The organism is Pseudomonas sp. R3-57, assembly GCF_051132065.1.
Classification (GTDB): Bacteria; Pseudomonadota; Gammaproteobacteria; order Pseudomonadales; family Pseudomonadaceae; genus Aquipseudomonas.
Window position 1 is genome coordinate 3191998 of the sequence record NZ_CP071655.1, and the last position, 15546, is coordinate 3207543.

Here is a 15546-nt window from a genome sequence, read left to right on the forward strand (position 1 = left end):
TAATGGATGTCATGCCGTCATCGCTGGCAAGCCAGCTCCCACAGGGTTTGGCGGCGGACTTAAAATCCCGGCAACACCCAAAACCCTTGTGGGAGCTGGCTTGCCAGCGATAGCGGTGGGTCAGGCAATACAGCTCCAACAATACTCGGAGTTGCACCACCCCCACCTGTCGAAATTAATTCCCGCCATCGGTGAATTATTTCGTGTCCGCATGTATCTGAGCCAGAAGAGCCGGCGCCATCATAGAGATGGCATCGCAGCGGTCATCTGAATCAGCGAGCGGGAACATCGCAATGAAACCACGCAAGAAAACCGTCAAACCGATCGGTTTGAAAGACATCACCATTGTCGACGACGCCAAGATGCGCAAGGCGATCACCGCCGCTGCGCTGGGCAACGCCATGGAATGGTTCGACTTCGGTGTGTACGGCTTCGTCGCCTATGTGCTCGGCAAAGTGTTCTTCCCCGGCGCCGATCCCGGCGTGCAGATGATCGCCGCACTCGCCACCTTTTCCGTACCGTTCCTGATCCGGCCGTTGGGCGGTTTGTTCTTCGGTGCACTGGGCGATAAATACGGGCGGCAGAAAGTCCTCGCCGCGACCATCGTGATCATGTCGCTGAGCACCTTCGCCATCGGCCTGATCCCCTCCTACGCCTCCATTGGTATCTGGGCGCCGATCCTGCTGTTGCTGGCGAAAATGGCCCAGGGTTTCTCGGTCGGTGGCGAATACACCGGCGCCTCGATCTTCGTCGCCGAATACGCGCCGGATCGCAAACGCGGCTTTCTTGGTAGCTGGCTGGACTTCGGCTCGATTGCCGGCTTCGTTTTCGGCGCGGGTGTCGTGGTGCTGATCTCGACCATCCTCGGCGAGCAGCGCTTCGAGGAATGGGGCTGGCGCATTCCGTTTTTCCTCGCTCTGCCGCTGGGCATGATCGGCCTGTATTTGCGTCACGCCCTCGAAGAAACCCCAGCGTTCCAGCAGCACGTGGAAAAACTCGAACAAGGCGACCGCGAAGGTCTGGCCGGCGGCCCGAAAGTCTCGTTCAAGGAAGTCGCGACCAAGCACTGGCGCAGCCTGATGACCTGCATTGGCGTGGTCGCGGCGACCAACGTCACCTATTACATGCTGCTGACCTACATGCCGAGTTACCTGACGCACAATCTGCATTACAGCGAAAACCACGGCGTGCTGATCATCATCGCCATCATGGTCGGGATGCTGTTCGTGCAGCCGTTGATTGGCTTCATCAGCGACAAGATCGGGCGCAAACCGTTTATCGTCGTCGGCAGCATCGGCCTGTTCATCTTCGCCATTCCGGCGTTCATGCTGATCAACAGCGGCAGCATCGGCCTGATCTTTTCCGGTCTGCTGATTCTCGCCGTGCTGCTGAACTTCTTCATTGGTGTGATGGCCTCGACGTTGCCGGCGATGTTCCCCACACACATTCGTTACAGCGCGTTAGCCAGCGCCTTCAACGTCTCGGTGCTGATCGCCGGTCTGACCCCGACGGCCGTGGCCTGGCTGGTGGAGAGCACTAACGACCTGTACATGCCGGCGTACTACCTGATGGTCATCGCCGTGGTCGGCCTGGTCACCGGCGTGACGATGAAGGAAACCGCCAACAAGCCATTGCGCGGCGCGGCCCCTGCGGCCTCCGACCTCGAAGAGGCTAAGGAACTGCTGCAAGAGCACCACGACAACATCGAACAGAAAATCGAAGACCTCGACGCCGAAATCGCCACGCTGCAAGCCAAGCGCAATGAACTGGCGCAACAGCACCCGCGTATCGATTGAGGCAACCCAATCAGAACCAACCCGGCATCAGCCGGGTTGGTTTTTTCTGCAAAGGCACCGCACGGGGGCTGCAAGCCTGATCAAGGCGCGTTGACCACCACGTAAGTCACATCGCTGCCCTGATATTGCGGCTGGTACCACGTCGAACCGCACTGCATGTACGCCACGTCGTAGCGGGTCACTTGCACGCAACTGTTGGGCATTTGCGCCGGGGTAAGGATCGAGCCCACCACCGCTGCCGTCACTGCAACAGTCGCCGTAACCGCCGCTGCCGTGGCAATCGGATGGTAGTCATCGTCGTAGCCATAGCGGCCGTGCCCGTCGACATCGATGTCGACATCGCGGTAGTTGTTGATGTTGACGTTGCGATTGCCGTTGTGAACGTTGCGATTGCCGTTATTGACGTGCGTGCGATTGCCAACGTGATTGCCGGCATTGACCCGGTTGCCCTGATTGCCCGAACTGCTCCGATGACCGGCGTTCACATGATTGGCCCGCGGTGGCGGGTTGATCCGTTGTGCGCGTTGCGCATGGGGCGCCGGGGCGCGGTTGACGTGGGCGCGAGCATGCCCTTGGGCGCGCTGCGGACGGGCATCGGCTTCAGCGACATAACCTGCGCTCAACAGTGTTGCCGTGGCCAGCGACAACAACAGGCCCCACGTCAGCGACTTGTTCATGTCATTCCCCTCCCTGATCGCTGGCTTTCTTCAAGGCAATTGCGACATCGCCTTTACCCGGTTTGAAGGTGAACTGCGTGTCCGGAATGTTCGGCTTGAGGTTCCACTGATACACCGCGCTGTACTCGGGAAAGCTCTTCTCGTCCGTGGTAGTGATCACCAGTTTGCATGGCAAGGGTTTGTCGGAGCGGGTCAGCCACAACTGCCAGTCGATGCCTTCCTGGCGAAAGGCCAAATGGTCGCAGAGCTGACCCTTGATGATCGACGGCCCCACGTAGAGCGCGGCTTGCAAGGCATCGATCTGCGCCTGATCGCTGCCGAACAGAAACAGATCCTCCATCGGAACCTGCACGCCATAGTGGTTCTCGACCCGATGCAGGGTTTGCGCGACAGTGGCCGGGGCGTCGACGGTGGTGTAGTACTTGAGGTAGGGCGAATACTGGGTGAGTTTCTTGCCGTTATAGAAGAACTCCCGGGTGCGCACATCGCCCTCGCTTTTGGCATACAGCCGATCGTGGCCGACCACTTTGAGGGTGTTGGAAGACTCGGTCTTGATCTTCTGACCGGACTCCAGAACGGTGTCGCGCGAGACTTGGGCATCGACCTGAAACTTCGGCAGGCTGCGCAGGTAATCGCCCATGTCGATGAGCTTGTCGACCACTCGCGGGTTAACCAGTGGCGTGTCGTCAGCGGCCTCGGTCACTGGCGGTTGGGCCGGGTCTTCGGCACGGGCTCCCGGTGCCAGAACCAGCGTGAACATCAGGCAGACAATACTGACTGGGGTTTTCATCGGTTCCGCTCCTGTCCCTGCGTGGGCGTTGCGCCTGAAGGCGACTGACTGACCAGCCTAGTTCTCACTGGCGATGCGCGCCAATGCCGCTATCACTGTTCCCGCGGCGCTTGCGCAGGCGCGGTGAACCATTTCTCTGGTGGCACCCGCTTCTCTTCCGGCGGATCCCCCAGATAGTACGGCGACATGATCTGCACGCCGTATTCGTTGAACACATCCTGAATATTGGCGTGCAGCATGCTCAGCAGCACCGCGCGCGGGCGTGGCTGGCTCGGGATCGCTTGAGCGACGAGGCGGTATTCGGGATAGAAGTCCGAAAGTGCCGTCTGGAACACCTGCGCCGGCGGATCTTCCAGCACACCCGGCGTGCGTTTTGCCGCTTCCAGCAACATTGCCTCCACTTGCCGCCACGGCGTGTCTTAACCGATGGTTACCACGGTGTCGACCACATAACCGGGGCCTTGCAGGTGCGTGAATAGTTCTTGGTGACGGTGCCGGTGATCATTGAATTGGGTAGCGTCAGCACTTCGCCCAGCCCGGTGCGAATCCGTGTGGTGAACATGCCCAGCTCCGTAACCGTGCCTTCGTACTCGCCAACGCGCACGAACTCGCCGGGGCGCAGCGTCCGTGTGTAGGTCAGGATCAAACCGGCAGCAGCCTGCTTCGCATGCGCCTGTTTCCTTACGCCCAAGTGTCAGAAAGGGATACGTAAGCCAGCGTAGTCGAGCGATGAACGGTTGTCAGATTCGCACTGCCGGATAAATGTCACGGCAGATTTTTGCCCTCGGGATCCTCTAGAACGTCAGTCACATCGGCCGGTTGATAGACCCAGCCGATGAACAATTCATAGCCGACCGCGAGAATCACCGGTCCGGTAAACAGCCCGATAATGCCGCTGGTGACCATGCCGCCGAGCGCGCCAATCAGCACCACCGGCATTGGCACCGCCACACCACGGCCCAGCAGCATTGGTTTGAGCACGTTATCGGAAAGCCCGGCGATGACCATCCACACCGCGAAGATGATCGTCCCGGCGCCCACCCCGTCGTGGGCGAAGACGTAAATCACCACGGGCACGGTGATCAGCAGCACCGGCAACTGGGTAATGCCCAGCAACAACACCAGCAAGGCAAGAATGCCGGCGGCGGGCACGCCCATGATCACCAGCGCGACGCCGATCAACAGCATCTGAATGAACGCAATGCCGACCACGCCCTGCGCCACGGCGCGGATGGTGGCGGTGCACAGTTCGGCAATCTGCGGGCCGCGCACCGGCCCGGAAATCCGCGTGGTGATCGCCACGGCGGTGCTGTGACCACGCGCGCCGTGGGTCATGATCAGCCCGGCGACAATCAGCGCAATCACAAACACCACGATCCCGGCGCCGACCCCGGCGGCTTGATGCAGGACCACTTTGCTCCAGTCCTTGAGGTGCGGCGCCAGTTCCTGGAACGTCCAGCTCAGGTCTTGCGAGGCGTGCATCCAGATGCCATACAGCGACGCGCCGATCAGCGGCCACGCCTCGACACTGGCCGGCGGCGGCGGAATCTCGAACTGCCCGGCTTCGATCGTGTGCATGCCGCCCTTTACCGAGTCGGCAATCGAGGCGCCGAGCAGGCTCAACGGCAACATCAGAATCACCAGCCCCATCAGCACCAGAATGATCGCCGCCCAGCCGTAGCGATTGCCCAGCTTCGCGCCGAGTTTCTGGTTCAACGGATACAGGGTGACCGCAAGAATAAGCGCCCACAGCATCACGTTCAGAAACGGATGAAAGATGTCGTAGCAGAACAGCACCAGCACGGTGATCAGCCCCGCGCGGATGAGCACGTCCAGCAACGCGCGGGAACTGTTGAAGGTCAGCAGCGGTTTGTCGTCCATTCAGGCTCTCCTGCCCGGCTCCATTGAACCGCTGTGAGCGTAGTTCACGAACGACAGCTCGTCTCGACTGGTGCCCGAGCCGATTCGCGACTAAACCTGAAGGCTGATCTTCATTGATAAGGAAGCCGGGATGAAAACCACGCAATCACTGATCATTCTTGCGCTGGCCGGAGCCGGGAGTCAGGCATTCGCTGGCGGGATCGATTTGTACGAGGCGGGCCAGGAAGGCGCGGGGCTGGCGAATGCCGGCTCGGCGGCACTGGCAACTGACCCGAGCGTGCTGATGAGCAACCCGGCCGGCATCGCCGCGCTAAAGGGCACGCAGGTCACCCTGACCGGTCAGGCGATATTCGGCGGTCTGGGCTTTGATCGCGACAGCGATAACGATTTCGGCGGCAACGAAGGCGGCAACCCGTTGCCGATCCTGCCGGGCAGCAGTTTTTTTCTCAGCCATGAACTCAATGACCGCGCCAGTATCGGCTTCGGCATGTACGGCAACTTCGGCCTGAGCGTCAAATATGACGACGACTGGGCCGGGCGCTATTTCTCTCAGGAGTCGACGCTGATCGGCATCTCGATGCAGCCGACCTTCGCCTACAAGCTCACCGATGACCTGTCAGTGGGCATCGGCCCGCGTCTGGTCTACGGCTACTACTACACCAAGATGGCCATCGACAATAACGCCTTCCTCCCCGGCGACCCGTTCCAGCAGGAGGGCCGCTTGCAATACAAGGACACCGACGTCGGCACCGGGGTCAACGTCGGCGTGCGCTATCAACTGAACGAGCGCACCACGCTCGGCCTGGCCTATACCAGCAAGGTCAAAATGGAGTTCAAGGATTCACCGTCAGTCCATGGCGTGCGCAACCCGCTGCTCAATCTCGCGTTATCGAGGCTGGACGTCGACGAGCTGGAAATCGACATGAACATCCCGCAGACCGCGACCCTGAGTATTGCCCATCAGTTGAACGAACAATGGACGCTGCTCAGCTCGGTGAACTGGCAGGACTGGAGCGACTTTGCCGACATCGGCGTCTCGGTAGATTCCGCCGCCGGCAACGTGTCCCGCGCCGTCGACCGCAAATACCAGGACACTTGGCACCTGTCAGTCGGCGCACAAAACCAGATCAGCCCGAAACTGCGCTGGAACATGGGCCTGGGCTACGACAGCTCCGCCGTCAAAGACAAGGACCGCACCGTCGACAACCCGATGAACGACGCCTGGCGCCTGGCGACCGGCCTGAGCTACCAACTCGCCGAAGACACCGACCTCAACCTCAATTACACCTTGGTCTGGCTCGGCGACATGGACGTGCAACAGACCAAGCGCAACGGCCAGACGCTGTCCGGTAGTTATCCGAACAGTGCGCTGCACATTGTTGGAGGTGGGGTGACCTGGCGTTTCTGATTTCGGCGTTCGCAAACTTGCCGAACCCTGTTGGCGCGTGCTCAGCCTGTGGGAGCCAGCCTGCTGGCGATGGCAGTGGTTCAGGCAGTGATGTGTTGGCTGTGCTGGCCCAATCGCTTGCAGGCAAGCTCCCACAGGGATCGGGTACAACCATCAGGCCGAGTGTGAGCTCGCCTGCTTTTGATTTTGATCACCGGCGGCATTGAAGGGCTGAAGGCTGAAATCAAAAGCCCCTCATCGGAACGCCGCCCGCCTATCCCTCTCCCAAAGGGAGAGGGAACTGACCGTGGGGGATGCGAGAGACACGCCGCCCCGGAAAACCGAGTCGAATGCGCATTTCGAAGCCAACCAAAATCGGCTCCCTCTCCAAGGGGAGAGGGCTGGGGTGAGGGGCAAACCCACCGCAAATCCCAAGCCATGCGACGCTTCTAACCACTCAACAATGAGCGCAAGCTCGAGTGCTCTTGATCTTGCGTCACCGGCGACATCGGAAGGCTGAGCGGAGGGATTGATCCGGGCGTGGGAGCGCAGCGACCGTCTGGCGCAGCCAGACACAGCGGAAGGAGGTGCAGCGCAGCAAACCGTAGCCGCTGCGCCCGGATCAGTCCCGCAGCGAAGGGACCCGAGCCTGCGAGGGCCGTACGTAGGAGCAAGCCTTTTGGTTCCTTTTTGGCGTTTGAAAAAGGGACCCGCCGTCAGGGCGGAACCCTAAGCCGCCGTTACCGCAGCAACGGATATGTACCCAAAAGCAAGCTGCCCTCGCCTAAAAACCTTGATCCTCAAGCACCGTCACGGTAGCAGTCGTACCCGCACGCAAGCGATTCTTCCCGGCATAGTCACCATCGATCTCGATCCGCACCGGTACCCGCTGCGCCAGTTTCACCCAGGTGTAACTCGGATTGATATTGGCCAGCAGCCGACTACCCGGTGCGTTTTCCCGGTCGGCAATAGCAAAGGCAATGCTCTGCACCGTACCGCCAAAGGTTTCCCCGCTCATCAATTGCACACGTACCCGATTACCCTCGCTGATACGCGGCAGTTTCGTTTCCTCGAAGTAACCACTGATATAAAACGAATCAGCGTCGACCAGCGCCATCAAGGCACCACCCGCTGTCGCATAGTCACCCTGACGGGTCAGCAGATTGGTGACATAGCCACTGACCGGCGACTCGACGCGGGTACGCTGCAGATCAAGTTCGGCCTGGGTCAGTGCGGCAACCGCCAACTGCACATTGGCCTCGGCCAGCCCGAGATTGGCCTGATTGCGCAGCAGGTCCGCCTGAGCCACCGCGACATCGGTGCTGGATTTTTCCCACTCTTCACCGGAAATCGCAAAACCCTGCTTGAGCTTGCGCCGCCGACGCTCCTCGCTCTGGCGCTGCTTGAGCAAGGCTTCGCTGGCGACGATGGCCGCTTGCGACTGCCCCAGCGATGCCCGGGCAACTTCCACTGAGCGTCGCGCATGCTCCACCGCCAGGCGATAGCGCGCCGGATCGATCTCCATCAGCAGTTGCCCCTTGTCGACATGCTGGTTGTCCTGCACGGCGAGGCTGACAATGCGCCCGGAAACATCCGCCGACAGCGTCACCACATCCGCCCTCACTCGTGCGTCCCGCGTCCACGGCGCACGGGTGTAATACTCCCAGGCAAACCAGCCCAGCACGATGGCCAACACCACCACCGCCAACGTGACCAACCGCGCGAATAACACTTTCAAGGCATCAGGCTCCCATCAACAAAATCAGCGTCGCGCAAACACACGCATACAAGGCGCCCTCAAACAGCGCTTCATGCCAGACCAGACGCAGTACGCCGAGGCGGCGCAGCCCCCAGTCCAACACTAAAAAAATCGGAATTGCCAACAACAGCGCCTGGGCAATGGGCGGCAGGTACACACCGCCAATCTCGAAATCAATGGGCAAGGGCCGGTTCTCCTTCTGGAATCGAGCGCTCGATGAATTCACCGTGACGCTGCAGGAATGACACGATGATCAGCAGGGCGACACGCATGCGAAATACCGACCACAGATGCTCGTGGCTGGCGACGTGTAGATCGTCCAGCTCGTCGCCCAAGGCGCGCAGCGTTGTCAACAATGGCGCCAGTTGCACCTCCTCACGCCCGGCGACAAAACGCCCGGTCTTGCGCAACGCAGACGCCAAATGCTGACTGAATGTCTCACTGAGCAACGCATTGTTTTGCGCCTGCTGGCGCAACTGCTGCATCGCCACACCCAGCGCCACGCACGCCAGACTGACTTCATAGAGTTGTTGCATGGCCCGACTGTTCACCGCCGGCAGCAGGCCTAGCATGCTGGTCAGGCGATCGACCATGCGGCTTTCAAAGGCAAATTGTTCTGCGTCGGTTGCTGGAGTTTTGCTTAGCGTATACACCTGCTCGCGCGCTTCGTTATACAAGCGGCGCAAGCGCAATGCCGGGCGGAACGGGAAGATCCACGCATAAACCAACAGCGCGAGCATCGCCGCACTGACGTAGGCACCTGCGAATTCGAACCATTGAATCGCAGTGTTCTGTCCGGTGCCGACGTTTTGCGGGCCGATCATCAGAAAGCTCGACAGCCCCAGGCCCATGGCAATGCCCGTCGTCGCCGGGTTCGCCAGCCCGATTGCAATGACATACAGCAGCGGCGCGAGCAGCAAGGCCAGCGGTTCAAAATCACTGATCGCCGGCACCAGCATGAATTGATACAGCGCCGAGACCACCAGTGCCAGTCCCAAACCTCGGGCGTAACTCTGCGCGGCCATCAGCGGTCGCGGAAATGTCGCCATCAGCGAGCAGAGAATTCCCACCAGAATCATCCCTCCACGCGCGCCGTCCCAGGCGGTTTCGATCCAGATCAACCCGGCCACGATCAACGCCGTGAACGCGCGGATCGCATTCATCGACGCCAGGGTGAAATCCAGATGCAGCGGGCTGACCTGACCGCGAAACAGCACGCTGGCCTCTCGCCCCTCCTGAATCGCATCGCTCAATTCGAGGATCTGCTCGAGTTGCTGCAACAGCCGCGCCTGTTCCCAGCGTAACGCCCAGGCCAGCGAGCGCAGTGTCGCGCTCATGGTTTCGGTGAGTTGTTCGGCCTGGTAAGCAAGACCTTCGAATTGCTGCTGCAAGGTGAGGAAATCATGCCGGCGCTCGCTGGACAATGAGCGCCCCTGCTCCGCCAGTTCGTCGAGAAGAGCCAGTTCTTCGCTGCGCAGGCGTTGCACCTCCAGCGGCAAATCGCCCTCCCAGCGCTCGGTGAGCAGTTCTCGCTGATGACGTAATGCGGTGAGTCGCGAAGTCAGCAGCATCAATTGGTTGCCCAGCAGCAACACCAGATTGTTCGCACTGCGCAGGCGCGGCGCGTCAAAGTACAAATGCCGACGCAAGCCCTCCAGCGCGCTGATTTCGCCAAGCAATTGCTGCTGCCGACGCTGAAAGTCCGCCTCGCTTTCTTCGGTGCGCAGCACTGCCGCCGCATGACTGGCCGCCAGTTTGATCACCTGATCGACCTTGGCGAAATACCCCTTGGCCACGGCTTGCGGGCGCGCCGTCAACAGGCTGACCACGCACACGCACGCCACAGCCAGCAGGGTTTCGGTCACGCGAGTCACCGCCAGCAGGAACGTGCCGTCCGGATCGGGAATCGCCAGCAGCGCGACGACCACCGCGGTGTAGCCACTGAGCACGAACGCTTGTGAACTGGTGTAGCGCAGCAGCGTGCCACCGGCCGTGCACAGCGCCAGCCACAGGGCGAGCGTGGTGATAAAGGGCAACGGCGCCTGGGGGAAAATCGCCATGATCAGCACTGCCACAGCCGCGCCAAGGGTCGTACCGATGACCTGGCCGAAACTGCGCGCCAGCGCCATCCCGGCCAATGGCTGACTGACGATGACCACCGCCATGATCGACCACTTGGGCTGGTCGAGGTCGAACACGAACGCCAGATACAGCGTCAGCAACCCCGCCGCTATGGTGCGCAGGGCAAACAGCAGAACGGCCTGACCGGGATGGATCACGGCCTTGAAGTAATTGAACAGGGCTTGCATGGGCACACTCATCAAAGCGACTTCTGCAAGCGTAGACACTGCATCGCCGGCTTGGTGCGCAACTGAGTCGACGCAGCTTGTAGGACGATTCACATGCACAGGGTTTGACTGATTGCCCGCGCTGACCGAAGCTTGCCGCTCTGCTCAACAACGCCTGTTTCGGAAAACTGCATGCCTCAGTCTCGCCGCTACCTGCTGATCAGCCTGGGCCTGGTGCTTATCGTCGTTGTGGCCTGGTTGTCGCTGCGCAGCACCACCCCGGTGATACCCGATGCGATCAAACACGGTTACAGCGAAGCGCTGAACGCCGCGCGCACCGGTGAACCGGGGGCGGCGCGCCAGTTGTATCAGCAACTGGGCCGACCGGACATCTCGGTCAAGCGTCGCGTGTGGCTGCATGGCGAGCTTCCCAACTATCCAAGCCCCCAGGCGCTGAAACTGGCTGACACCGACCTGCAGAACGAAGCCCCACAAGTACGCTTGGCCGCCATCAAGAGCGTGGTCGGGCTGGTCCCGGGCGGGCAACGCAGCCTGTTGCTGGGGCCGATGCTCGATGATGCGGACCAGAACGTGCGTTTTGCCGCCATCAATGCACTGCTCGGCCTGACGCCAGACGAACTGGGGCTGTATTTTGCGCCGCTGCAGCAAGCCATCGATGGCTGGGAGCAGACCCTCAAGGCGCAACCGGAAAGTGCGAGCAATTACGCGCAACTCGCGCGTTTGCACATCCACAACGCCGAATTCAAGCAAGCGCAAATCGCCCTGGAAAACTCGCTGCGTCTGGAGCCGGGCAATCTGCCGGCGCTGGTCATGCAGATCGATGTCCTCGACCGCTTGGGCCAAAGCGACGCAGCGCGCCAATTGCTCGCGCAACAACTCAAGGCCCAGCCTGATTCAGCCTATTTGCAACACGCCCTGGGGCTGTGGTTGCTGCACCATGGCCAGCGTGAATACGCCCTGCTCGGCTTATCGAAAGCCGTCGAGCTGGAACCGGACAACAAGGATTACCGCTACGACCTCGCCACCACGCTGCACAGTGCAGAAGAACTGGAGGCGGCGCAAAAGCAGCTACAGGAAATCGTCCAGCGCCATCCCGCCGACCGCAAGGCCCGGGTTCTGCTGATCAATTACTGGAAAGAAAGCGGCCAGCTGCAAAATGTGCAGATTCTGCTGGCGCAGCTCGAACAGCTGAACCCAGACGATCCGGCGCTGCAGCAGGGTCTCTGAGCGTAGAAACCAGCAACATCCGCAAACAATAAGCGGAACTGCCATCACGGCTTAAGGTCAAGTTATTCAAGCCGACCCAATGCATCGATGGTCGCGCTTCCCTAAGTCATGAGAGGACATTATTTGTCTACTTCTAACGAGTTGATCAGTGCGAAAGCCGCTACCGGCATTGCGGGTCTGGATGACATCCTGGCCGGTGGCTTGTCTCGCGGGCATGTGTTTCTGCTGGAGGGTGAACCCGGAACCGGCAAAACCACGGTCGCTTTGCATTTTCTCCTGGCCGGCGCGAAAGCCGGCGAGCGCTCGTTGTACATCACGCTCTCGGAAACCGAGCGCGAACTGCGCCAAGGCGCGCTGTCCCACGGCTGGACGCTCGACGAGAACATCGAAATCTTCGAGCTGACGCCGCCGGAAAGCCTGCTTAATGCTGAACACCAGCAGAGCCTGCTGTATTCCTCCGATCTGGAGCTGGGCGAAGCCACCAAGCAGATTTTCGAAGCGGTCGAGCGTTTCAAGCCGACTCGTGTGGTGCTCGACAGCCTGTCCGAGATCCGCTTGCTGGCGCAAAGCTCTCTGCGCTATCGCCGGCAGATTCTGGCGATCAAACATTACTTCGTCCGCTATAACGCGACGGTGGTGCTGCTGGACGATCTCACCACCGAATCCCTTGATAAAACCGTGCACAGCGTTGCGCACGGGGTGATCCGCCTCGAGGAACTGACGCCCGCCTACGGTGCAGAGCGTCGACGCGTGCGCGTGGTCAAGTATCGCGGGCAGAAGTATCGCGGCGGTTTTCACGACTTCACCATTATGGGTGATGGCGTGCATGTGTTCCCGCGGCTAGTGGCGGCGGAGCATCGCGGCGAGTATGCGCGGTTGCAACTGTCCAGCGGCATCGAGCAAATGGATGCACTGCTTGGCGGTGGCATCGAGACCGGTTCCAGCACGCTGATCCTCGGTCCTGCCGGTACCGGCAAGTCGCTGATTTCGATGATCTTCGCCGCAGCGGCTGTGCGTCGCGGCGAAAAAGCTGCGCTGTTCATCTTCGACGAAGAGCTGGGCCTGCTATTCGAGCGCATGAAGAACATCGGTATCAATCTCAAGGAGCTGCAGGCCACCGGCAATTTGCTGATCGAGCAAGTCGACGCCGCCGAACTGTCGCCGGGCGAGTTTTCCCATCGCGTGCGCCGTTGCGTCGATGAAGGCGAAATCAAGACCGTGGTGATCGACAGCATCAACGGTTACCAGGCCGCGATGCCGGAAGAGAACGCGCTGGTCCTGCACATGCACGAATTATTGCTGTACCTCAATCGTAAAGGCGCAGCGACGTTCATGACGGTCGCCCAGCATGGCCTGGTCGGTGACATGCAAGCGCCGGTCGACATCACCTATCTGGCTGACACCGTGGTGCTGCTGCGGTATTTCGAAGCGCTGGGCAAAGTCCGCCGCGCGATCTCCATCATCAAGAAACGCACGGGCAGCCACGAATCGACCATTCGTGAATTCCGTATTTCGAAGGGCGGCATGACCATCGGTGAACCGCTGGAAGCCTTTCAGGGCGTGCTGCGTGGCGTCCCCACTTACCTCGGCGCGAACAATCCGCTGCTTCAGGAAGACAGCTTGTGAATCTCGAGGTGCCACTGGCCGAACGGGCGCTGATTCTGGCGCCCCTGGGTCGCGACAGTCAGATTGCGCTGAAGATTCTCAATGAGGCCGGTTACGGTGGCGTCGTGACCCCTGCCCTCGGTGAGTTGTGTACGCAGCTCGAACTGGGCGCAGGCTTGTTACTGGTCGCCGCCGAAGCCTTGCGCGGGCCGGAAATGGAAACGCTGTTCGCCTGGCTGGAACAGCAACCGGCGTGGTCGGATCTGCCGATCATTCTGCTGACCCACCACGGCGATCAGGAACAGGGGCCCTCGTCGCGCCTGAGCGATCTGCTCGGTAATGTCACTTTTCTCGAGCGCCCTTTTCATCCTGTCACCCTGGTCAGTATGGTTTCGGCCGCACTGCGCGGGCGGCGACGACAATATGAAGCGCGTGATCGCCTGATCGACCTGAGCGAAAGCGAACGGCGCCTGCAATCGACCCTGGAAACCCTTGAGCAACAGGTCGAAGAGCGCACCGCGCAGCTTCGTCACAACGAAGAAGCGTTGCGCCAGTCGCAGAAAATGGAAGCGGTCGGCCAGCTCACCGGCGGCATCGCGCACGACTTCAATAACATGCTCACCGGGATCATCGGCAGCCTCGAATTGATCCGTCGGCGCCTGGCCCGTGGGCGCACTGAAGACCTCGACAGCCTGATCGATCTGGGCGTGACCTCAGCCAACCGCGCCGCCGGCCTGACCCATCGTCTGCTGGCGTTTTCACGTCGCCAGTCGCTGGACTCCAAAGCCGTACAGATGAACACCCTGGTGCTGTCGATGGGTGAGCTGTTGCAGCGCAGCCTCAATGAAAGCATTCAGCTGGAGATGCGCCTGGATGAAAACCTCTGGGTCGCCGAAGCCGACCCCAATCAACTGGAAAGCGCCCTGCTCAACCTGGTGATCAACGCCCGTGACGCCATGCCCGACGGTGGCAAGCTGGTGGTCGAGACCAGCAATCAGGTGCTGCATCGCGATTTCACCGAGGCCTACAGCAATCTCGAGCCCGGTGACTACGTGATGCTCAGCGTCACCGATAACGGCTGCGGCATGCCGCAAAGTGTCATCAGCCGCGCATTCGATCCTTTCTTCACCACCAAACCGATCGGCCAGGGCACAGGTCTGGGCCTGTCGATGATTTACGGGTTCAGTAAACAGTCGCGCGGCCATGTTTCGATCGACAGCGAAATCGATCAGGGCACCACGGTCAAACTTTACCTGCCGCGTTTTCGCGGTGAAGAACTGGTCGTTGACGACCCCAACGTTGAGCATTCTCCGGATGCGCTGGAAGGCGAAACCGTGCTGATCGTCGAGGATGATCCAGCGGTGCGCGTACTGGTCTGTGCGGTGCTCAGTGAGTTGGGTTATGCCTACGTAGAGGCTGGCGACGCCGATACCGCATTGCCGATTCTCAATTCGACGCAGCGCATCGACTTGCTGGTCAGCGACGTCGGATTGCCGGGCATGAACGGCCGGCAACTGGCGGAGGTCGGTCGCCAATATCGGCCCGGCCTGAAGGTGCTGTTCATCACCGGTTACGCCGAGCATGCCGCCGTGCGCGGCGGGTTCCTGGACTCTGGCATGCAGATGATCACCAAGCCGTTCACCTTCGATCTGCTCACCGCCAAGGTGCGCGAGATGATCAAGAACTGACTGGCAATCCACGGCCCGCACAAGCGGGCCAGGCAGTCAGGCCAGCAATTCCTGAATCTTTTCCTGCAATACATCAAGGTCGAAGGGCTTTTCCAGGATCGGCGCCTTTTGCGTGATCGGGCTGCCGGTCTCGCGGATTTCCTGCGGATAACCACTGATGAAGATTACTTTCAGATCCGGGCGCAATTTCACCGCCGGTTCGGCGATCTGCACGCCGGAAATCCCGCCCGGCAAGCGAAAGTCGGTGATCAGCATGTCCAGGTGCGGCTTGCTCGCCAGAATCTCGAACGCCTGCTCTCCGTTTTCCGCCTGCAACACGCGATAGCCCTGCCCTGACAAGTAATCCGTCAGGACCATCAAGATAACCGGTTCGTCTTCGACGACGAGTACTACATCTTGTGCATCTACGCTCATGGGAAGCCTTTGT

Annotated in this window: 12 protein-coding genes and 1 pseudogene; 5 read left to right on the forward strand and 8 right to left on the reverse strand. The window is 60.5% G+C overall.

Annotated elements, in window-relative coordinates; translation table 11 throughout:
- The first annotated feature begins 293 nt into the window (after window positions 1-293).
- Window positions 294-1796 (forward strand): glycine betaine/L-proline transporter ProP, encoded by a 1503-nt coding sequence (proP, locus tag J3P93_RS14400; RefSeq protein ID WP_434588941.1) that lies wholly within the window; start codon window positions 294-296, stop codon window positions 1794-1796.
- A gap of 80 nt (window positions 1797-1876) precedes the next feature.
- Here the strand turns inward: proP and J3P93_RS14405 are convergent, their stop codons facing one another.
- From J3P93_RS14405 to J3P93_RS14420, 4 genes and pseudogenes are all read right to left on the reverse strand, one after another.
- Window positions 1877-2473: a hypothetical protein gene (locus J3P93_RS14405; RefSeq protein ID WP_434588943.1), complete on the reverse strand. Its 597-nt coding sequence runs from the start codon at window positions 2471-2473 to the stop codon at window positions 1877-1879.
- 1 nt (window position 2474) lies between these two features.
- Complete coding sequence (locus J3P93_RS14410) at window positions 2475-3263, reverse strand: DUF2092 domain-containing protein (protein ID WP_434588945.1); 789 nt, start codon at window positions 3261-3263, stop codon at window positions 2475-2477.
- 92 nt (window positions 3264-3355) lie between these two features.
- Window positions 3356-3924 (reverse strand): annotated as a pseudogene (locus tag J3P93_RS14415) (mechanosensitive ion channel family protein); the annotation flags it as partial.
- 104 nt (window positions 3925-4028) lie between these two features.
- Complete coding sequence (locus J3P93_RS14420) at window positions 4029-5144, reverse strand: AI-2E family transporter (protein WP_434588947.1); 1116 nt, start codon at window positions 5142-5144, stop codon at window positions 4029-4031.
- A 130-nt stretch (window positions 5145-5274) separates the two neighbouring features.
- Here J3P93_RS14420 and J3P93_RS14425 point away from each other — a divergent pair, with 130 nt between their 5' ends.
- Window positions 5275-6552 (forward strand): OmpP1/FadL family transporter, encoded by a 1278-nt coding sequence (locus tag J3P93_RS14425; RefSeq protein WP_434588949.1) that lies wholly within the window; start codon window positions 5275-5277, stop codon window positions 6550-6552.
- A 763-nt stretch (window positions 6553-7315) separates the two neighbouring features.
- Here the strand turns inward: J3P93_RS14425 and J3P93_RS14430 are convergent.
- The 3 genes from J3P93_RS14430 to J3P93_RS14440 are packed head-to-tail and all read right to left on the reverse strand — an operon-like array spanning window position 7316 to window position 10599.
- Window positions 7316-8269: a biotin/lipoyl-binding protein gene (locus J3P93_RS14430; RefSeq protein WP_434588951.1), complete on the reverse strand. Its 954-nt coding sequence runs from the start codon at window positions 8267-8269 to the stop codon at window positions 7316-7318.
- 4 nt (window positions 8270-8273) lie between these two features.
- Window positions 8274-8474, reverse strand: a complete 201-nt coding sequence (locus J3P93_RS14435; RefSeq protein ID WP_203417878.1) for a DUF1656 domain-containing protein — start codon at window positions 8472-8474, stop codon at window positions 8274-8276.
- A complete protein-coding gene (locus tag J3P93_RS14440; protein WP_434588953.1) occupies window positions 8464-10599 on the reverse strand; it encodes an FUSC family protein in 2136 nt (711 codons plus the stop codon). The genes J3P93_RS14435 and J3P93_RS14440 overlap by 11 nt, the downstream gene beginning before the upstream one ends.
- A 171-nt stretch (window positions 10600-10770) precedes the next feature.
- Between J3P93_RS14440 and J3P93_RS14445 the strand changes: the two genes are divergently transcribed.
- The 3 genes from J3P93_RS14445 (at window position 10771) to J3P93_RS14455 (ending at window position 15119) form a co-directional block, all read left to right on the forward strand.
- Window positions 10771-11826, forward strand: a complete 1056-nt coding sequence (locus J3P93_RS14445; RefSeq protein WP_434588955.1) for a tetratricopeptide repeat protein — start codon at window positions 10771-10773, stop codon at window positions 11824-11826.
- A 123-nt stretch (window positions 11827-11949) separates the two neighbouring features.
- On the forward strand, window positions 11950-13452 hold the full coding sequence (locus J3P93_RS14450) for an ATPase domain-containing protein (RefSeq protein ID WP_434588957.1): 1503 nt from the start codon (window positions 11950-11952) through the stop codon (window positions 13450-13452).
- A complete protein-coding gene (locus tag J3P93_RS14455; RefSeq protein ID WP_434588959.1) occupies window positions 13449-15119 on the forward strand; it encodes an ATP-binding protein in 1671 nt (556 codons plus the stop codon). The genes J3P93_RS14450 and J3P93_RS14455 overlap by 4 nt, the downstream gene beginning before the upstream one ends.
- Window positions 15120-15155: 36 nt before the next feature.
- Here the strand turns inward: J3P93_RS14455 and J3P93_RS14460 are convergent, their stop codons facing one another.
- Window positions 15156-15533, reverse strand: a complete 378-nt coding sequence (locus J3P93_RS14460; protein ID WP_007963558.1) for a response regulator — start codon at window positions 15531-15533, stop codon at window positions 15156-15158.
- Window positions 15534-15546 lie beyond the last annotated feature (13 nt).